Source organism: Neohoeflea coraliihabitans, assembly GCF_019334345.1.
Lineage (GTDB): Bacteria > Pseudomonadota > Alphaproteobacteria > Rhizobiales > Rhizobiaceae > Pseudohoeflea > Pseudohoeflea coraliihabitans.
In genome coordinates, this window is sequence record NZ_JAHWQX010000001.1 from 1161615 (window position 1) to 1180440 (window position 18826).

Sequence of the window (18826 nt, forward strand, 5' to 3'; positions counted from 1 at the left end):
GAAAGCGGGTTGCCAGTGGCAAAATCTCTCGACAGCTTCAATTGCCGTTCCACCTTGAACGTGGACGGGACAGAGTACACCTATTTCAGCCTTGTCGAGGCTGAGAAGAACGGCCTGACAGGCATTGGCGCACTGCCCTTCTCGATGAAGGTGCTGCTTGAAAATCTGTTGCGCCACGAAGATGGCCGTTCCGTTCGCAAGGAAGACATCGAAGCCGTCGCGGCCTGGCTGCACAACAAGGGCGAAACCGAAGCCGAGATCGCCTATCGCCCGGCCCGCGTCCTGATGCAGGACTTCACCGGCGTTCCGGCCGTTGTCGATCTGGCGGCGATGCGCGACGCAATGGTTTCGCTCGGCGGCGATCCTCAGAAGATCAATCCGCTGGTCCCCGTCGATCTGGTTATCGACCATTCGGTGATCGTCGACGAGTTCGGCAATCCGCGCGCCCTCGCCCGCAATGTCGAGCTGGAATATGAGCGCAATGGCGAGCGCTACAAGTTTCTCAAATGGGGCCAGCAGGCCTTCAAGAATTTCCGCGTCGTGCCGCCCGGCACCGGCATTTGCCACCAGGTCAATCTTGAATATCTCGGACAGACCGTCTGGACCAAGGATGAGGATGGCGAGACGATCGCCTATCCCGACACCTGTGTCGGCACCGACAGCCACACGACGATGATCAACGGGCTGGGCGTTCTCGGCTGGGGCGTTGGAGGCATCGAGGCCGAGGCGGCAATGCTCGGTCAACCGATTTCCATGCTGCTTCCGGAGGTCGTCGGCTTCCGTCTCACCGGTGCGCTCAAAGAGGGCGTGACGGCGACCGATCTGGTTCTCACCGTAGTGCAGATGCTGCGCAAGAAGGGAGTCGTTTCGAAGTTCGTCGAGTTTTTTGGACCCGGCCTCGATACGATGACGCTGGCCGACCGCGCCACCATCGGCAATATGGGCCCGGAATACGGTGCCACCTGCGGTTTCTTCCCCGTCGATGGCGAAACCGTCAAGTACATGACCATGTCCGGCCGCGAGAAGAGCCGCATCGCGCTGGTCGAGGCCTATTGCAAGGCACAGGGCATGTGGCGCAGTGCCGAGGCCGCCGATCCGGTTTTCACCGACACGCTCGAGCTTGATCTCGGCGATGTCGTCCCGTCAATGGCCGGTCCGAAGCGCCCGGAAGGGCGCATCGCGCTGGAAAACATCGCTACCGGCTTCGCCGAATCGCTGGCCACCGAGTATCGCAAGCCCGATCAGCTGGACAACCGCTACCCCGTCGAGGGAGAGGACTACGATCTCGGACATGGCGACGTCGCCATTGCCGCCATCACCTCCTGCACCAACACCTCGAACCCGAGCGTGCTGATCGGCGCCGGGCTTCTGGCCCGCAATGCGGTCGCCAGGGGCTTGAAGACCAAGCCCTGGGTGAAAACATCGCTGGCGCCCGGTTCGCAGGTGGTCGCGGAGTATCTCGCTGCTTCCGGCCTGCAGGATGATCTCGACAAGCTCGGCTTCAATCTGGTCGGCTTCGGCTGCACCACCTGCATCGGCAATTCCGGGCCGCTGCCGGAACCGGTGTCGAAGACGATCAACGACAAGGGGCTGATTGCCGCTGGCGTGCTGTCGGGCAACCGCAATTTCGAAGGGCGCGTCTCGCCCGACGTGCAGGCCAATTACCTTGCCTCCCCGCCGCTGGTCGTCGCCTACGCGCTGGCCGGTACGGTGCAGAAGGACCTGACCACCGAGCCGCTTGGCGAAGACACCGACGGCAACCCGGTCTTCCTCAAGGATGTCTGGCCAAGCACGCAGGAGATCCAGGACTTCATCATGAAGTACGTCACCCGCGAGCTGTACGCCAAGAAATACGCCGACGTCTTCAAGGGCGACGAAAACTGGCAGGCGGTACAGGCGCCGGACGGCCAGACCTACACCTGGGATGACGATTCCACCTATGTGCAGAACCCGCCCTATTTCGCCGGCATGAGCAAGAACCCCGGCGCCATTGGCGACATCAAGGACGCCCGTGTCCTCGGCTTGTTTGGCGACAAGATCACCACCGACCACATCTCTCCGGCCGGCTCGATCAAGGCGCAATCCCCTGCTGGGGCCTATCTGATGAACAACGGCGTCGGCGTTGCCGACTTCAACCAGTACGGCACGCGGCGCGGCAATCACGAAGTGATGATGCGCGGCACCTTCGCCAATATCCGCATTCGCAATCACATGCTGGGGCCGAACGGTCGCGAGGGCGGCTATACGATCCACTATCCGTCGCGCGAGGAAATCTCGATCTATGACGCCGCCATGCGTTACAAGGAAGAGGGCGTGCCGCTCGTCATCTTTGCTGGCGTCGAATACGGCAATGGCTCCTCGCGTGACTGGGCCGCCAAGGGCACCAACCTGCTCGGCGTGCGCGCTGTCATCGCCCAGTCATTCGAACGGATTCACCGCTCCAACCTTGTCGGCATGGGTGTGATCCCCTTTGTTCTCGAACACGGCGAGAGCTGGGACAAGATCGGCCTGACGGGTGATGAGACAGTCTCTATTGACGGCTTGGCCAACATCAAACCGCGCGAACGCAAGACTGCCAGGATCACCTTCGCTGATGGCACGGTCAAGGAAGTCACCGTGATCTGCCGTATCGATACGCTGGATGAAGTCGACTACGTCAACAATGGCGGCATTCTGCAGACCGTCCTGCGCGACCTCGCGGCCTGATCGATCTGCAGGGACCATGTCATGGACGCCGGGCCGCAAGGTCCGGCGTCTTTTTTTGACCGGTCGCGTTCCGCACCGTCCCGTCCCACGGGTCTCTCACCGCAACGTGATTTGGCCTATTGAAACGGATGATCCTAAAACAGGTGGCTCATTCGGTTCGAAAGATCTTGGTCCATGCCCTCAAGTTTCACCGCCGCACTGCTTGGCTTTTTGCTGATTGTCCTCGGGACAGGGACAACGGCGTCGGCGAAGGACAGCCGGCTGCACGGCGTCGTCGAACTGTTCACCAGTCAGGCCTGCTCCTCCTGCCCACCCGCCGATGCCGAACTCGCCCGGCTCGTGGCACAGGGGGATGTGCTGGCCCTGTCCTATCACGTCGACTACTGGAATTATCTCGGCTGGGAGGACACGCTGTCGAGCCGCGCCAACACCGAGAGGCAAAAGGGCTATGCCAGCCGTTGGGAACTGCAAAGCGTCTACACGCCGCAGGCCGTGATCAACGGGCGCGACCATGTCAATGGCGCCGACGGCCGGCAGATCGACAGCATGCTCGAAAGATTTTCGCGGCAAGAGGGTCCGTTCTCAGCCGATGTGGAAATGGTGCGGAATGGCGACGCGATCGTCGTCAGCATTGGCGCCGCCAGCGCTGCGGCCAGCCAAGACGAGTTCGGGAAGGCAGACATCGTGATCGTCTATTTCGATACGATCAACACGGTTAGCATCGGCGCAGGCGAAAACGGCGGCAAGACCATCACCTATCGCCATTCAGTGCGCGATATGGAGACCATTGCCATGTGGTCCGGCGATGCGCTCACGATCGATCTCCCGGCCTCGGTCCTCCGCGGCCAGCCCGGTCGAAATTGCGCCGTACTCGTGCAGCAGGTCGATGAGACCGGTCGTCCGGGTGCAATCCTAGGTGCCGCCATGTTGCCACCCGATCCGGCATCGCGGCAGACGCCCGCTGGCAAGCCGTGAGCAGGGTCGAAGCGGCGCATCACATCGCGACAAAGCTCATTTTTCCTGAATGGACAAAAAAAGACCGGCGTGAAGCCGGCCTGAAATATTGCCAGCTCCTCCTCATTTTCTAACGAGGACAAGCGGGGGACCGAATCTCACCCAGAATGTTTCAGGGGGCTGGGGGGCTTAGGGAAACAGACGGGCCAGATCCGAGGCAACGCAGCCGATAATGATGGCAAATTCGGCAGCTGTTGGGCCGAAATGTGACGATATAATGCTTTCGACCCGGGCTGTGCTGGGCCCTCACCAGACGATGCGACCCCGTGAGCGAGAATGTTCTCTGGGTGTAGCCCTTGAAATCCGCGCGCCAAGCGGCACACTGTGTAACAGGCGAGAAGCAGCGGAGCCACGGGCGCAGAATGGTAGACAACAGTGATACTCTGTCTTTTCGGCGATCCGCGGCCGAAGAGGTTTCTACCAAGCTGGTTCATCTTGATCAGCATCGGCGCGCCAGGGAAGCGGAGCGCATCACCTTCCATCGTCGTGAACTTGATCTGATCTTGCGCCTGTACGGACGCATGGTGGCGGAAGGTGAATGGCGGGATTACGCCATCGATCATCTTCGCGAGCGCGCCGTCTTTTCCGTCTTCCGCCGGGCCAGCGAGGTGGCGCTGTTCCAGATCGTCAAGGATCCAGCTCTGGCGCGCAAGCAGGGCGCGTTCATGATCGTCGCCGCGAGCGGGGCGATTCTCAAGCGCGGCCATGAATTGGCACAGGTCCTGAAATTCTTCGACAAGCCGCCGCGTGCCCTCTAGGCCCTGTCTTTAGGACAAGGAAGTGGCTCAGCGATAAAGCGGCCCCGGCCAGACATCCGGATCGGGCAAGGTTGTGCTGCCAGGCCCCAGCGGCTTTGACATGAAGACAGTGTCCAGCCAGCGTCCGTGCTTGAAGCCGGTCGCAGCCAGCCGGCCCGTCTCGGCAAAACCGGCCTTGTGGTGAACCGCGATCGAAGCGGGATGCGCGCCGCCGATCACCGCGATCATCTGACGCAAGCCCTTTTCCGTGCACCGTTCGATCAGGCTTGCCAGCAACGCTGACCCGACACCCTTACCGCGGGCTTCCGGCGCCAGATAGATCGAATCCTCGCAAATCCAGTTGTAGGCCGGGCGGGTTCGGAAAGCACCGGCATACGCAAAACCGAGGATCTGCCCCTCTTGCTCCGCCGCCAGATACGGGTAGCCATGCTTGACCGTGTTCTGATAGCGCGCCTGCATTTCGTTCTGACCCGGTGCCGAAAGTTCGTAGGTCGCCACTCCATGGTCGACGCTGTCGGCATAGATTGCCGTTATGGCACCCAGGTCGGTCTCGCGCGCATCGCGAATCTGCATGGTCGTCCCTTCCCTGCAAAGCCGGCTTTTTACCCACCGCCCGACAACGGGTCAGCGGCAACGCGTTCCGAGCGTCATTACCGCCGAGCCACGCTCCCGCCAAGAGATCACAGCAAAGAAAAAGGCGGCCCGAGGACCGCCTTTCAGGCTCATATGCCATTCATGCCTATTCGCGATTGCCCATGAACTGCAGCAGGAACATGAACAGGTTGATGAAATCGAGGTAGAGCCGCAGAGCGCCCATGATGGCCGAACGACCCATCATCGTCTCGTCGGCCTGCACCTCGTAATACATGTCCTTGATCGACTGAGTGTCATAGGCCGTCAGTCCGGCGAAGATGAGAACGCCGATCGCCGAGATGACGAACTGCATTGCCGAAGACGCCAGGAAGATGTTGACCACCATGGCGATGATCAGACCGAACAGACCCATCATCAGGAAGGAGCCCATCGCCGACAGATCGCGCTTGGTCGTATAGCCGTAAAGCGACAACGCGCCGAACGAAGCGGCAGTGACGAAGAATGTCTGAACGATGCTGGCGCCGGTGAACACCATGAAGATCGACGACAGCGAAATCCCCATGATCGCGGCGAAGATCCAGAACGATGTCTGCGCCGCACTGACGCTCATCTTGTTAACACGGGCACTGAGAAAAAAGACCATGCCGAGCGGTGCCAGCATGATCACCCACTTCAGCGGGCTGGCGAACAGCAATTGCGCAAAAGCCGGACTGCTCAGTGCCAGTTGATAGGTTCCATACGCTGCCACACCGGTTATGCCGAGGCCGAGAGCCATGAGGTTGTAGACCCGCAGCATGTAGGCGCGCAGGCCTTCATCATAGGCGACACCGGCAGTCGTCTTGGTCGCAGCGCGGACATTCGTGTTGCGAAAGTCAGCCATAGTTTCCTCTTGTTCAGCCCCGGATATGACGGAAAAAGGGACAAGCCCGAGTGCCGCTGCGGGGCCCAGCATCACTGCCTCCAATATGTGGTGTTCGCGTGCGAACCGCAAGGGCCGATGATGCGCTAAAAGCGTGCTGAGCGCGACAATTGCGCCGCATTCTTAACGGGATGCCGTCAAAAGTGCAGGTTCACGCTGCCCGCAGCATCGCTGCCGCTTTCTGCCCGAGAACGCGCCATGTGCCGATCAGACCGATGCCGACCGTGGCAACGAGAGCGGCCACCAGCGTCGCAAATGCGATTTCCGGAATGAACCGGAACGGCAGATCCATGATTCCCGACAGCACATACCAGGATGCCGCTGCGCCGAATCCCAGCGCAAAGACCGCGGTGGCCAGACCGATCAGGCCATATTCCCAGCAATAGGCGGTAATCAGCGTCCACCGCGTTGCGCCAAGCGTCTTCAGGACAATCGCATCGTGGCTGCGGCCGCGATTGCCGGCCGCCAGCGCGCCGGCCAGCACCAGCACCGAAGCGCCCAGCGCCAGCGCCGCCGCGGCACGCACGGCCGCTCCGATCTGCCCGACCAGCCGGTCGGCGATCTCGATCGCATCCTTGACCCGGACGCTGGTGATGGTCGGAAAGGCCTGCGTCACGCCGCGCAATATCGCGCCTTCTTCGACCGCTCCCGCGGAAGGATCGCTGAGCGTCGCCAGCCATGAATGCGGCGCTCCGGCAAACGCTGAAGGATTGAAGACCATGACGAAATTGATCGACAGCGATTCCCATTCAACATCACGCAGATTGGCAATCCGCGCCGTTATCGTCCGGCCGAGGACAGACACGCTGACCGTATCGCCGAGCCCAAGGCCCAGTTCGCCCGCCTCTTCCGCGGAAAATGAGACAAGCGGCTCACCCTGATAGTCGGTCGGCCACCATTCGCCCTCCACCAGCCGCGCATTGTCCGGCTTTTCCGCCTCATAGGTCAGGCCCCGGTCACCGCGCAGCACCCAGCGCCCTTCCGGCGGCACCGATTCGGCATTCACCTCGCCGCCATTCAAGGCCGTGATGCGGCCGCGCAGCATTGGCACCATGGCAACGTCAGCCGCCGGTGCCAGTTCGCCGAGCAGCGTCTGAAACGCGTCGGCCTGGTCGGCCTGGATATCGACAAAAAAGAAGTTCGGCGCCCGTTCCGGCAATGTGCCGGTAAGCTCACGCCGCAGGTTGAAGTCGATCTGTGCCAGCGTCACCAGAAGGGCCAGCCCGAGACCGAGCGACAGAACCACGGACGGGGTCAGCGCACCGGGGCGATGAATGTTGCCAATCGCCAGCCGCAACGGCGTTGATCCAACCCGTGGGGCCCGACGGGCCAGCCATTGCACTCCACGCCCGACCAGATGCAGAACCAGGAAAGCGGCAGCAACTGCCACAAGGAAAATGCTCGCCACGCGCCAATCGTCAGCCCAGCCGATGACCAGCGCACAAAGCACCGACAACGCCAGCGCCGCGGCAGCCAGATAGGGCCACTGCGCCAGACCGCCGGCAATGAACCCTTGATTGCGAAACAAGGTCGTTGCCGGCACCTGGCCGGCCCGGCCCAGCGGCGCGATGGCAAAGGCAAAGGCCACGAGCATGCCGAACAGTCCCGCCTGGCCCAGGGCTGCCGGATACAGTGCCACCTTGCCAGCCACCGGCAATATCGTCGCCAGCGCCCCGGCTGCCAGGAACGGTATCGCCGCACCGATTCCCAGTCCGATGACAATTCCCGCCGCCGCGATCGCCAGCACCTGCAACAGATAGACAAGCACGACAAAGCGCGACGCCGCGCCGAGACATTTCAAGGTGGCAATGACCTGCCGCTTTCCATCGATGAAAGCACGCACCGCATTGGCGACACCCACACCGCCGACGACCAGCGCCGTCAGCCCCACAAGGGTCAGAAACTGCGAAAAGCGCTCGATATTCCGGCTGAGTGCAGGCGAAGCGTTGTCGCTCGTGCGGATCGACCAGCCAGCATCGGGAAAGGCACTGCGCGCCTCGGTGGCCAGACGCCGCAAATCGCTTGTCGATGGTGCCGCCACCTGATCCGTCGGCGAAAGCTGGACGCGATAGGAATACTCGATCATGCTGCCGGGCCGCGCCAGATCAGCCGCAGCGAGCCCCGGCAGCGAAAGCATCAGACGCGGCGCGAAGGCAAATCCCTCCGACAGAGCGTCCGGTTCATTCGCAAGTGCCGCCCGCAGTTCGAATTCAGCCGCCCCGACCCGCAGCCGGTCACCGATCTCCAGTCCGAGCCGATCGAAAAGGATCTGCGCGGCCACCGCGCCGAACACGCCGTCGCGTGACGCCAGCGCCTCCGAGAGTGGCATCATTGGCTCCAGCCCGACCGCTCCATACAGCGGATAGGCGTCGTCGACAGCACGCAGTTCGACCAGGGACTGATCGCTCTCATCGGCGCTGCGCGCCATGGTTCGCAGATTGGCGCCCGCCGAGACCGAGCCGAGTGCGTCGATATACGCCCGCTCGTCGCGCGTGACATCCCGATTGTCGACCTCGAAGCGCAGATCGGCACCGAGCAATGTCTGCCCCTCGCTGCTGATCGCACCGGTCATCATCTGCGCGACAGAGTTGACCCCGGCAATTGCAGCCGTACCGAGAATGATGCAGGCGACAAAGATGTAGAACCCCGACAGCCCGCCGCGCAGTTCTCGCGCAGCAAGCCGCAATGCAAGCCGCAAGCCGGGATCCCCTGCTTCGGCCTGATCGTTGGCGGGACGGGGCACTGGCGGGGACGAGCGCACCGGCCGGCTCACGCCATGACCGATTGCGCAGTGGCGACCGCACTGTCGCTGACAATTTCGCCCGAGCGCACCGAAACCTGCCGCGCGCATCGCTCCGCGAGGGTTTCGTCATGCGTGACCAGAAGCAGGGTAGCGCCGCGCTCTGCCTGTTTGGAAAACAGCAGATCGGCAATTTGCCGGCCCGTCTCACCATCGAGGTTGCCGGTCGGTTCATCCGCGACGATCAGCGCCGGGTCGGGGGCCAGCGCTCGTGCAATGGCGACGCGCTGCTGCTCGCCGCCCGACAATTGCCCGGGAAAATGCGACAGACGTGAACCCAGCCCGACAGCCTCAAGCTCTTCTTGCGCGCGCGAAAATGCGCCGGAGACGCCGGCCAGTTCCAGCGGAACCGCGACATTTTCCAGCGCCGTCATGTTCGGGATCAGATGGAACGACTGAAAAACGATTCCGATCGACCGGCCACGCACCTTCGCCAGCGCGTCCTCGCTCAGCGTGTGCAGCGCCGATCCAGCGACCGTGACAGACCCAGAATCAAGGCGTTCAAGCCCGGCAATCACCATCAGCAAGGTTGACTTGCCAGACCCCGAAGGGCCGACAATACCGACCGATTGACCCTTGCTGATGTTCAGATCGATCCCCTTCAGCACATGCACCGAGGACGCGCCGGATCCCAGCGTCAGGTCGGCGGATTGCAGCTCTACGATGGTTTCCGCCACGCTTGGACTTCCTATATTGGGTGCAGATGACTGTCAGATGTCTGACCGACTTAGGAGTTGCCCCGTGCCATTTAAAGGTTCGCGCCGTATTTTCATGATCTCTTGCCGGCTTGCCTGGCGGCGCTGGGCCGCTGCCGCATTTATGGTATTGGCCCTGTCGCCTGCACCCCTTGCAGCTGAACCGCTGCGCATAGTCGCATTTGGCGACAGCCTGATGGCCGCCTATGACCTTGCCAAGGAGGAGGGTTTCCCGGCCCGCCTTGAAGAGGCCTTGCGCGCCGAGGGCCATGACGTCGAGATCGTTGATGCCGGCGTCTCCGGCGACACGACATCAGGTGGACTGGCGCGGCTCGACTGGTCCGTTCCCGAAGGTATCGACGGCGTCATCCTCGAACTTGGTGCCAATGATGCGTTGCGCGGCATCGATCCCGCCGCCACCCGGACAAACCTTGAAGCGATCATCGCCCGTCTGAAAGAGCGTGATATCGGCGTGCTGCTCGCCGGCATGCTGGCGCCGCCAAACATGGGCGCCGCCTATGAATCGGATTTCAATGCCATCTATCCGCAGCTTGCCGAGCAAAGTGACCTGATGCTCTATCCCTTCTTTCTCGACGGAGTGATCACCCATCCGGACCGACTGCTGGCCGATGGCATGCATCCGAACCCGGCGGGCGTCGCCGAGATGGTGCGCCGTTTCCTGCCCACCGCAAGCGCATTTGTCGAAAAGCTCGAAGCCAAGCCGGCGGCACGCGAGGCGGATGCCGATGAAACCGCTGGCTGATGCGAATCAGCGCTGAGCCGGCGGCGGCTCGGCTCTCTGGGCCGGCAGTCTGTCCGTCCACAGCCTGCGAATTGCCTCTTGCCCGTCGGGGCGATGCATGATTCGCTGAGCCTATCGGGTCGATTCGAGGAGTTGGGCAATGCCGAGACTTTTTACCGCACTCGAGATTCCGCGTGATGCCACCCAGTCCTTGTCCCTGCTGCGCGGAGGATTGCCCGGAGCCCGCTGGATCGATGTCGAGAATTACCATCTCACCTTGAACTTCATCGGCGACATCAACGGCCCTTCGGCAGACGAGCTGGTGCATGCCCTCGATGCAGTCGACAGGAGCCCTTTCACCCTGGGCCTGAACGGCGTGGGTTCATTCGGCTCGAAAAAGCCGCACACCTTGTGGGCGGGCGTGACGTCCTCGCCGGAACTGATGGCCCTGCAGGCGGAAATTTCGCGCATCTGCACCCGCCTCGATCTGCCGGCCGACCCGCGCAAATTTACACCGCACGTCACTTTGGCCCGTTTGCGCCATCCCCGCCTCGCCGAGGTGGTCGATTATCTGCACGCGTTCGGCAATTTCCGGACGATCCCTTTCGAGATCAGCCGCTTTGTCCTGATGTCCTCGCGCGATTCCACAGGCGGCGGCCCCTATATCATAGAGGAAGCCTATCCGCTGGCGGCTCGGCCACGCGCCTCGGTCTACGCCCCGGCCGTCGAGTATAGCAGCGTTCGCTGACAGGAAGGAGCAACGATGCCATCTGCCGAAACACTGGATGAGGCGGAAATTGCCAGACAACTCGCCGAGCTTTCGCGATGGACGCTGGCCGAGGATCGAGAATCAATCTGGTGCAAATACGTCTTCGCCAATTTTTCCGAAGCCTTCGGGTTCATGGCGCGCGTCGCTCTGAGCGCTGAAAAGCTCAACCATCATCCCGACTGGAGCAACAGCTACAAGTCCGTCGAGATCACCCTGAGCAGTCACGATGTCGGCGGCCTGACGGATCGCGACTTCAAGCTGGCACGCGCCATCGACGCCATCGCGGTTCGGTCAGGCGGCTGAGTGCGAGCCGCGGCCCGCTCGTCTTGATCGGCGTTGCATCCGTTGCTCTATTGATCGGTCCGCGACAATCCCCATATTCGAACGAACAAATATCAGGAGACTTAGATGCCGGTTCTTGACGGCGAAATACTGAGCGGCGGAGCCGGGGATGGAAATTCGTCCCGAGCCGATGGCGCGGATGAAGCCAAAGTTCGTTCCGGTTTCTGGTCGGTTTTCGGCAAGGCCGCGGGCCGGATCCCGTTCGCGGAAGAACTCGCCGCCGCCTATTATTGTGCGTTTGACCCCGACACCCCGACCCGGGTCAGGACCGTTTTGATCGGCGCACTCGCCTATTTCGTGTTTCCTTTTGACACCATACCCGATGTGCTGGCTCTCGTCGGCTTTTCCGATGACGTCGCCATTCTCACCGTCGCCCTGTCGACCATCCGCGGCCACATTCGCGAAGAGCACCGCATCGCGGCGCGCGCCGCCTTGCAGCGCATGCGCGCCGGTGCCACCCCGTGGGAAGCCCGCTAGTACTTGCCCGGGCGGCAATCGTTCGGGAACCGCTGAGTATCGATTTCGATGCAATGCGGACGCAAGGTCAAACTCTCGCCTGATTCCAAATGTTACAGAGTGAGATAATGTGCGACCATGCACGGGCACGAACCAGGCAGCGCACAATTGAAGTCGCGTGTTTCGGAATGGGGCGGGCACTACGGAAATTGACGTTTTCGTAACCAGCTTCGCGCGACAATGGAACAAACCTTACGGGGTGAGTCTGTCCGGCCAGTCGGCCTGGGCCCGCCTTCAACACACACGCAGCAGTAGGACGACCATGTTTGGGAAAACACTTGCAATCGCGTTCACGGCCCTGGTTGCCATGTCAACCGTCGCAGCGGCTCAGTCGCCGACCCGGCTCAAGCAGTTCGATGCCTGGGGCGCTTACTCCTACAAGACCGGCGACAGTTCCGTTTGCTACGTCCTTTCGGTGCCGACGGTAAAATCACCATCCAATGTCGATCACGGAGATATCTTCTTCCTGATATCGCAGCGGCCCGGGCAGAATATCAGCTATGAACCCCAGGCGATGATGGGCTATCCGCTGAAGGAAGCCTCGAAGATCGAGGTGGATGTCGATGGGAAGAAATTTGGCCTGTTCACCCGCGGAACGTCTGGCTGGGTCGAAAACGCCGCCGAAGAGCCGCAGCTCGTGGCGGCCATGCGTGCCGGCAGCCAGATGACCGTCAAGGCCACATCACGGCGCGGCACCAACACCACCTACAGCTATTCTCTGAAGGGTGTGACCGCCGCTCTCGAACAGATCAACAGCTGCAAATAGGCGCTCTCGGCTTTCGCGCAGCAGAAATCCACCGCGGCGCTCACCCAGCCCGGTTCACGAACATCGCATCCAACCAGGAGCCGCTCAACAGCGGCTCCTTCTCGTTCGCGGCGGCGGCATGCAGGCGGGATGACGCCGCTGGCGAAACCTGATACTAAGCCGCCCACATCGGATAGACCGACTGGATCCTTGACGCCCATGGCAGTGACACTCGATATCGATCATAAGGCCGGCCGAACCCAGCAGGCCGTCAATCCGCTGCCCGGCAATCGCCAGCCGGTGGCGGCTCCGCCGCCCGTGACAGAGGCCGGCAAGCCGGACCTTGTCGGTCTCGACCGCGAGCAGCTGGCTGACGTTCTGCGCCAGATGGGTGTGGCCGAAAAACAGGTGCGCATGCGCGTCCGCCAGCTCTGGCACTGGTTGTATGTGCGCGGCGCTGCCGATTTCGACGACATCCACAATGTCGCGCGCGATCTGCGTGACAGGCTTGCAGCCAGCTACACGATCTCGCGGCCGGAGATCGTCGACGAGCAGATCTCCACCGACGGCACGCGCAAATGGCTGCTCCGCTTTCCGGCGCGCGGCGCCGGTCGCCCCGTTGAGGTCGAGACCGTCTACATTCCCGAGGAAGGCCGCGGTACGCTTTGCATCTCCAGCCAGGTCGGCTGCACCTTGACCTGCTCCTTCTGCCATACGGGCACACAGAAGCTGGTCCGCAATCTGACCGCTGGCGAGATTCTTCAGCAACTCCTGCTGGCGCGCGAGCGGCTCGGCGATTTCCCCGACCGCAACACCCCTGCCGGCGCCATCGTCCCCTCGGAAGGACGCAAGGTCTCCAATATCGTCATGATGGGCATGGGCGAGCCGCTCTACAATTTCGAGAACGTCAAGAGGGCGCTGTTGATTGCCTCTGACGGCGACGGCCTGTCACTGTCGCGCCGCCGCATCACCTTGTCGACCTCCGGCGTCGTCCCGGAAATAATCCGTACCGGCGAAGAGATCGGCGTCATGCTGGCAATCTCGTTGCACGCCGTACGCGATGAACTGCGCAATGAGCTCGTGCCGATCAACCGCAAATATCCGCTGGCGCAACTGCTTGAAGCGTGCCGCACCTATCCGGGCGTATCCAATGCCCGCCGCATCACCTTCGAATATGTCATGCTGAAAGGCGTCAATGACAGTCTCGCGGATGCACGCGATCTGGTGCGTCTGCTCAAGGGCATCCCGGCCAAGATCAATCTGATCCCTTTCAATCCCTGGCCCGGCTCAGCCTATGAATGTTCTGATTGGGATCAGATCGAGAAGTTTGCTGATTTCGTCAATCAGGCCGGCTATGCCTCGCCGATTCGCACCCCGCGCGGACGCGACATTTTCGCCGCCTGCGGGCAGTTGAAATCGGAATCGGAACGCATGCGCAAGACCGACCGGATGGCCCTTGAAGCGATGATGATCGCCGGGCACGGCGCAGAGTAGCGGCAGGATGGGTTTATTCGGCCGCCTGCTGATCCGCTTCATTGCGATCGCCTTCGCCTATTTCATCTCCAGCCTGGTTGCGTCCATCGCCTACATCTTCCTCACGGGCCTTGTCCGCCCGGACGATTTCCTTCGCTTCTCGTCGGTCGAGATGACCTTCACCATGATCGTCGGCACATTCGGCGTCGCCGCACTGATGGGCCGTGCCGCCCTGCTGCCGGCGCTGCTCATCATCGCACTATTCGAGATCCTGCGCCGCCGCGACTGGCTTTCGCACGTTCTCGGCGGAGCGCTCCTCGGCGCTGGCATCAGCGCCGTGACCTGGATACGGGCAGAAGAAATTCCGGCCATGACCCTGGCAGTGCAGATCGTCTGCGGCATGATTGCAGCCACCATCTACTGGCTGATCGCCGGCCGCCGCGCCGGCCTCTGGCTGCCAAGCGCTCGGCAACAACCGCCGGAACTGCCGCCCGCGCCACTGGCTCGCGACCCGCGCAACCGGCCGTCCTCCTAGCGAGTCTGCACCATCAGGATCCGCAGGGCGAACAGCGAGAAAACGCCGGCAAACAGCCAGTCGATGATCCGCATCACCCCCGGCTTGCGCCTGAGCCAGCCAGCCAGTCCATGGGCGCCGACCGCGATGCCCACGAGGATCGGTGCCGACAGAACGACGAACAGAAATCCGAGAAAGATCAGTTTGCCGGTCAAATGCGGATCGGAGGCGGCGACGAATTGCGGCAGGAAGGTCATGAAGAACAGGATGATCTTCGGATTGAGAAGATTGACTCCCAGCCCCTGCGCCCAATTCGAAAACAGGCTGCGGTCCGCTTTTCCCGCCGTCTTCAAACTGAGTGTCGATCCGTGGCGCACTGCCTGCCAGGCGAGCCAGGCGAGATAGCCGGCCCCGAAAATCTTCAGGCCGAGAAAGGCTGCAGGCGAGGCCACCACCAGCGCTGAGATACCGAGTGCCACCAGTAATGTGTGAATGGCAATGCCGGTCGATGCGCCGGCGGCGCAGGCGAAAGCGGCGACCCGGCCATTCGACAGGGAACGTGAGATCAGTAATGTCATGTCTGGCCCCGGCGTGATTGCCAGGATGAGAGCGGCGACGGAAAAGGCCAGCAGTGTCGGAAGGGCGGGGACGAAGTCCATTCTTTGAGCTCCTGCCAGGAAGGGGCGGGTTCAGCGGGCACGCGCCCGCTGGCCAGCATTTCCACGGCCACCGGTCCAATGCAAGCTTGTCTCGCGCCTTCAGATCGCTAAAGTGCCGCGCGACCCGCGACCCGCGGCTGGAGACATTTCGCAGCCGCATAAAACACAGGACCTTTTGATGACATCGCACAAGGACGTGAAGAAAGTCGTGCTCGCTTATTCCGGCGGGCTGGACACTTCGATCATTCTTAAATGGCTGGAGACCGAGCTTGGTGCGGAGGTCGTCACCTTCACCGCTGATCTGGGCCAGGGCGAGGAACTCGAGCCGGCCCGCAAGAAGGCCGAGATGCTTGGCATCAAGGAAATCTACATCGAGGATCTGCGCGAGGAATTCGTTCGCGATTTCGTCTTTCCGATGTTCCGCGCCAACGCCGTCTATGAGGGCATCTATCTTCTCGGCACATCGATCGCCCGGCCGCTGATCTCCAAGCGTCTCGTCGAAATCGCCGAGGAAACCGGTGCGGATGCGATTGCCCACGGTGCCACCGGCAAGGGCAATGACCAAGTGCGCTTTGAACTGTCCGCCTATGCGCTCAACCCCGACATCAAGGTGATCGCACCGTGGCGCGACTGGACTTTCAAGTCGCGCACCGATCTGCTCAATTTCGCGGAAAGCCACCAGATCCCGATCGCCAAGGACAAGAAAGGCGAGGCACCGTTTTCGGTCGATGCCAATCTCCTGCACTCCTCCTCGGAAGGCAAGGTTCTCGAGGATCCGGCTGAACCGGCCCCCGAATATGTCCACATGCGGACCATTGCGCCTGAGGATGCGCCTGACAGCGTCACCGAAATCGAAATCGGGTTCAGGCAGGGCGACGCCGTATCGATCAACGGCGAAGCTTTGTCGCCGGCGACACTGTTGCAAAAGCTCAACGATCTCGGCCGTGACAATGGCATCGGCCGCATTGATCTCGTCGAAAACCGGTTCGTCGGCATGAAATCACGCGGTGTCTATGAAACGCCGGGCGGCACCATCCTGCTCGCTGCACACCGCGCCATCGAGTCGATCACTCTCGATCGCGGCGCCGCGCATCTCAAAGACGAACTGATGCCGCGCTATGCGGAACTGATCTACAATGGCTTCTGGTTTTCGCCCGAGCGCGAAATGCTGCAGGCGGCCATCGATCACAGCCAGAAGGATGTCGAAGGCACTGTCACCCTGCGGCTCTACAAGGGCAATGTGATGATTGCCGGCCGCGCCTCGCCGCGCTCGCTCTACGATGATGAGCTGGTCACCTTTGAGGATGACCGCGGCGCCTATGACCAGAAGGATGCCGCCGGCTTCATCCGCCTCAATGCGCTGCGCCTGCGCACATTGGCGGCGCGCAATCGCAACCGCTGAACACCTGCAGAGCCAGCGGCCGCGCCTGTCGTCCGTCGAAAGGATGTTGCATGACCACTTCTGAAGCTGCCGCCGGCACCGACCCGATCTTTGCCTGGACAGCTCCCCTAGGGCTGCCGGACTTTGCGGCCATCGCCGACGCCGACTTCGCGCCGGCCTTTTCGACGGCCCTGAAAGCCCATGAAGTCGAGATCGCCGCCATCGCCGAGAATCCGGCGGCCGCCGATTTCGACAACACCATCGTTGCGCTCGAACGTGCCGGTGAGAAGCTCGGCCGCGTCTCGGCCTTGTTCTGGAACCGCGCCGGCACGGACACCAGCGCCGAGATTCAGAGCCTTGAGCGCGACATTGCACCGCGCCTGTCGCGTCACTACTCGAAAATCGCCATGAATGCGGCGCTGTTCTCGCGTGTTGATCGCCTCTATGACCAGCGCGCGTCACTGCAGTTGACGGGCGAGCAGCAGCGATTGCTGGAGAGGATCTGGAAGTCTTTCGTCAAGGCCGGCGCCCGGCTTGATGCTGACGGCCAGGCACGACTGGCGGCGATCGGCGAGCGCCTGGCGGGCCTGGGAGCGCAATTCGGCCAGAATGTGCTGGCCGACGAAAGCGACTGGATGCTGCTGCTTGGCGACGGCCCGGATCTCGATGGCCTGCCGGACCACCTCGTTGAAGCCATGGCGGCGATCGCCAGCGAACGCGGACACCCCGGCCAGTATGCCGTGACCCTGTCGCGTTCGATCATCGAGCCGTTTCTGGCAGCCAGCGACCGCCGCGATTTGCGCGAGACCGCTTTCAAGGCCTGGATCGCCCGCGGCGACGGCGGCAACACAACCGACAACTGGGCGCTGATTGGCGAGATCGTCGCCCTGCGCGCCGAGAAGGCGAAACTGCTTGGCTACGGCTCCTATGCCGATCTGAAGCTTGACGACACCATGGCGAAGTCGCCCGACGCCGTTGAGGAATTGCTTGGCGACGTCTGGCAGCGTGCCGTCGCAAGAGCGCGCCAGGAAGAAAGCGAGCTTGCGGAACTGGTCGCCGAGGCCGGTCTCAATCATCCCGTCGCGGCCTGGGACTGGCGCTATTTCGCCGACAAGCTCAAGGCGAGGAAATTCGATTTTTCGGAATCCGAGCTCAAGCCGTATCTGTCGCTCGAGCGCATGATCGAAGCTGCGTTTGACGTGGCCAACCGGTTGTTCGGCATCAGCATGACCGAGCGCCCCGACATCGCCGGCCCCCACCCGGACGCCCGGGTATTCGAGGTCCGCGGCGATGATGGTACGATAATCGCCATTTTTATAGCCGACTACTTTGCCCGCCCGTCAAAGCGGTCCGGCGCCTGGATGAGCGCCTTGCAGCCGCAGCACAAGCTGCCGGGACCGGATGGCGGTGTCGGCCAGAAACCGATCATCATCAATGTGATGAATTTCTCCAAGCCGGCCGTGGGGCGCCCGGCGCTGCTGTCCTTTGACGATGCGCGCACCCTGTTCCACGAATTCGGCCACGCCGTGCACGGCATGCTCTCAAATGTGATCTACCCGTCGCTTTCCGGTACGGCGGTGTCGCGCGATTTTGTCGAGTTGCCCTCGCAGCTTTACGAGCACTGGCTGAGCCATCCGGAGGTGCTGTCCCGCCATGCGCGCCACTACGAGACCGGCGCGCCGATGCCGCAGGAACTTCTTGAAAAGGTCCTGGCTGCCCGCACCTTCAACTCCGGCTTCGCAACGACGGAATTCACCGCCTCCGCGCTTATCGACATGGCCTGGCACTCGGGCCCGGCCGCAATCGACGATCCGGCTTCTTTCGAAGCCGACAATCTGCGCGCCCTCGGCCTGCCAGAGGCCATCGTCATGCGTCACCGCAGCCCGCATTTCCTGCACGTCTTTTCTGGCGACGGCTACGCGGCCGGCTACTATTCCTACATGTGGTCGGAAGTCCTCGATGCTGACGCCTTCGCGGCCTTCGAGGAAGCGGGCGATCCCTTCGACAAGGCCACGGCCGACAAGCTGAAGGAACACGTCTACGCCGCTGGCGGCAGCCGCGACCCGGCCGAGCTTTATACCGCCTTTCGCGGCCGCCTGCCGACGCCGGAGGCCATGCTGGTCAAAAAGGGACTGGCGGCCTGAGGGGTTGCGCTGATAAGGGGGAAGCACCATCTTCTGATGCTGAGCGTGCCGGGTG

Annotated in this window: 17 protein-coding genes; 12 read left to right on the plus strand and 5 right to left on the minus strand. The window is 62.1% G+C overall.

Features of this window, described 5'->3' with window-relative positions:
* Window positions 1-15: 15 nt before the first annotated feature.
* The 3 genes from acnA (at window position 16) to KY465_RS05530 (ending at window position 4478) form a co-directional block, all read left to right on the plus strand.
* Complete coding sequence (gene acnA / locus KY465_RS05520) at window positions 16-2706, plus strand: aconitate hydratase AcnA (protein WP_219200565.1); 2691 nt, start codon at window positions 16-18, stop codon at window positions 2704-2706.
* 174 nt (window positions 2707-2880) lie between these two features.
* Window positions 2881-3681: a DUF1223 domain-containing protein gene (locus KY465_RS05525; RefSeq protein ID WP_219200567.1), complete on the plus strand. Its 801-nt coding sequence runs from the start codon at window positions 2881-2883 to the stop codon at window positions 3679-3681.
* 401 nt (window positions 3682-4082) lie between these two features.
* A complete protein-coding gene (locus tag KY465_RS05530) occupies window positions 4083-4478 on the plus strand; it encodes a DUF2794 domain-containing protein (protein ID WP_219200568.1) in 396 nt (131 codons plus the stop codon).
* Between the two features lie 27 nt (window positions 4479-4505).
* On the opposite strand, the gene KY465_RS05535 is transcribed toward KY465_RS05530, so the two are convergent.
* The 4 genes from KY465_RS05535 to KY465_RS05550 all read right to left on the minus strand — a co-directional run bounded on the left by KY465_RS05535 (window position 4506) and on the right by KY465_RS05550 (window position 9468).
* Window positions 4506-5051 (minus strand): GNAT family N-acetyltransferase, encoded by a 546-nt coding sequence (locus tag KY465_RS05535; protein ID WP_219200570.1) that lies wholly within the window; start codon window positions 5049-5051, stop codon window positions 4506-4508.
* A 166-nt stretch (window positions 5052-5217) separates the two neighbouring features.
* Complete coding sequence (locus KY465_RS05540; RefSeq protein WP_219200572.1) at window positions 5218-5952, minus strand: Bax inhibitor-1/YccA family protein; 735 nt, start codon at window positions 5950-5952, stop codon at window positions 5218-5220.
* A gap of 190 nt (window positions 5953-6142) precedes the next feature.
* Window positions 6143-8689, minus strand: a complete 2547-nt coding sequence (locus tag KY465_RS05545; RefSeq protein WP_255561436.1) for an ABC transporter permease — start codon at window positions 8687-8689, stop codon at window positions 6143-6145.
* 71 nt (window positions 8690-8760) lie between these two features.
* Window positions 8761-9468, minus strand: a complete 708-nt coding sequence (locus KY465_RS05550; protein ID WP_219200576.1) for an ABC transporter ATP-binding protein — start codon at window positions 9466-9468, stop codon at window positions 8761-8763.
* Window positions 9469-9562: 94 nt separating this feature from the next.
* Between KY465_RS05550 and KY465_RS05555 the strand changes: the two genes are divergently transcribed.
* The 7 genes from KY465_RS05555 (at window position 9563) to KY465_RS05585 (ending at window position 14608) form a co-directional block, all read left to right on the plus strand.
* The gene (locus KY465_RS05555) at window positions 9563-10249 is read left to right on the plus strand and encodes an arylesterase (protein WP_428982947.1); all 687 of its coding nucleotides are present in this window, start codon (window positions 9563-9565) and stop codon (window positions 10247-10249) included.
* Between the two features lie 139 nt (window positions 10250-10388).
* Window positions 10389-10976, plus strand: a complete 588-nt coding sequence (gene thpR, locus KY465_RS05560) for an RNA 2',3'-cyclic phosphodiesterase (protein WP_219200578.1) — start codon at window positions 10389-10391, stop codon at window positions 10974-10976.
* A gap of 15 nt (window positions 10977-10991) precedes the next feature.
* On the plus strand, window positions 10992-11300 hold the full coding sequence (locus tag KY465_RS05565) for a 4a-hydroxytetrahydrobiopterin dehydratase (protein WP_219200580.1): 309 nt from the start codon (window positions 10992-10994) through the stop codon (window positions 11298-11300).
* A 105-nt stretch (window positions 11301-11405) separates the two neighbouring features.
* Window positions 11406-11816: a YkvA family protein gene (locus tag KY465_RS05570; protein WP_219200581.1), complete on the plus strand. Its 411-nt coding sequence runs from the start codon at window positions 11406-11408 to the stop codon at window positions 11814-11816.
* Between the two features lie 301 nt (window positions 11817-12117).
* Complete coding sequence (locus KY465_RS05575) at window positions 12118-12621, plus strand: invasion associated locus B family protein (protein WP_219200582.1); 504 nt, start codon at window positions 12118-12120, stop codon at window positions 12619-12621.
* Window positions 12622-12900: 279 nt separating this feature from the next.
* Window positions 12901-14094 carry a dual-specificity RNA methyltransferase RlmN gene (gene rlmN, locus KY465_RS05580; protein WP_487353256.1) on the plus strand — a complete coding sequence of 398 codons (1194 nt, stop codon included), beginning with the start codon at window positions 12901-12903 and terminating at the stop codon, window positions 14092-14094.
* A gap of 7 nt (window positions 14095-14101) precedes the next feature.
* Entirely contained in the window at window positions 14102-14608 is a 507-nt protein-coding gene (locus KY465_RS05585; protein ID WP_219200584.1) for a hypothetical protein, read from the plus strand.
* On the opposite strand, the gene KY465_RS05590 is transcribed toward KY465_RS05585, so the two are convergent.
* Window positions 14605-15246 carry a LysE family translocator gene (locus KY465_RS05590; protein ID WP_219200585.1) on the minus strand — a complete coding sequence of 214 codons (642 nt, stop codon included), beginning with the start codon at window positions 15244-15246 and terminating at the stop codon, window positions 14605-14607. The genes KY465_RS05585 and KY465_RS05590 overlap by 4 nt on opposite strands.
* A gap of 178 nt (window positions 15247-15424) precedes the next feature.
* Here KY465_RS05590 and KY465_RS05595 point away from each other — a divergent pair, with 178 nt between their 5' ends.
* Complete coding sequence (locus tag KY465_RS05595) at window positions 15425-16648, plus strand: argininosuccinate synthase (RefSeq protein ID WP_219200586.1); 1224 nt, start codon at window positions 15425-15427, stop codon at window positions 16646-16648.
* Window positions 16649-16698: 50 nt separating this feature from the next.
* Entirely contained in the window at window positions 16699-18771 is a 2073-nt protein-coding gene (locus KY465_RS05600; RefSeq protein WP_219200587.1) for a M3 family metallopeptidase, read from the plus strand.
* The last annotated feature ends 55 nt before the right edge of the window (window positions 18772-18826 follow it).

Excerpts from the sequence above, each read along its gene's own strand:
- KY465_RS05525 (WP_219200567.1), top strand. The coding sequence starts at position 2,881 with ATGCCCTCAAGTTTCACCGCCGCACTGCTTGGCTTTTTGCTGATTGTC.
- KY465_RS05530 (WP_219200568.1), top strand. The coding sequence starts at position 4,083 with ATGGTAGACAACAGTGATACTCTGTCTTTTCGGCGATCCGCGGCCGAA.
- KY465_RS05535 (WP_219200570.1), bottom strand. The coding sequence starts at position 5,051 with ATGCAGATTCGCGATGCGCGCGAGACCGACCTGGGTGCCATAACGGCA.
- KY465_RS05540 (WP_219200572.1), bottom strand. The coding sequence starts at position 5,952 with ATGGCTGACTTTCGCAACACGAATGTCCGCGCTGCGACCAAGACGACT.
- KY465_RS05555 (WP_428982947.1), top strand. The coding sequence starts at position 9,563 with ATGATCTCTTGCCGGCTTGCCTGGCGGCGCTGGGCCGCTGCCGCATTT.
- thpR (WP_219200578.1), top strand. The coding sequence starts at position 10,389 with ATGCCGAGACTTTTTACCGCACTCGAGATTCCGCGTGATGCCACCCAG.
- KY465_RS05565 (WP_219200580.1), top strand. The coding sequence starts at position 10,992 with ATGCCATCTGCCGAAACACTGGATGAGGCGGAAATTGCCAGACAACTC.
- KY465_RS05570 (WP_219200581.1), top strand. The coding sequence starts at position 11,406 with ATGCCGGTTCTTGACGGCGAAATACTGAGCGGCGGAGCCGGGGATGGA.
- KY465_RS05575 (WP_219200582.1), top strand. The coding sequence starts at position 12,118 with ATGTTTGGGAAAACACTTGCAATCGCGTTCACGGCCCTGGTTGCCATG.
- KY465_RS05585 (WP_219200584.1), top strand. The coding sequence starts at position 14,102 with ATGGGTTTATTCGGCCGCCTGCTGATCCGCTTCATTGCGATCGCCTTC.
- KY465_RS05590 (WP_219200585.1), bottom strand. The coding sequence starts at position 15,246 with ATGGACTTCGTCCCCGCCCTTCCGACACTGCTGGCCTTTTCCGTCGCC.
- KY465_RS05595 (WP_219200586.1), top strand. The coding sequence starts at position 15,425 with ATGACATCGCACAAGGACGTGAAGAAAGTCGTGCTCGCTTATTCCGGC.
- KY465_RS05600 (WP_219200587.1), top strand. The coding sequence starts at position 16,699 with ATGACCACTTCTGAAGCTGCCGCCGGCACCGACCCGATCTTTGCCTGG.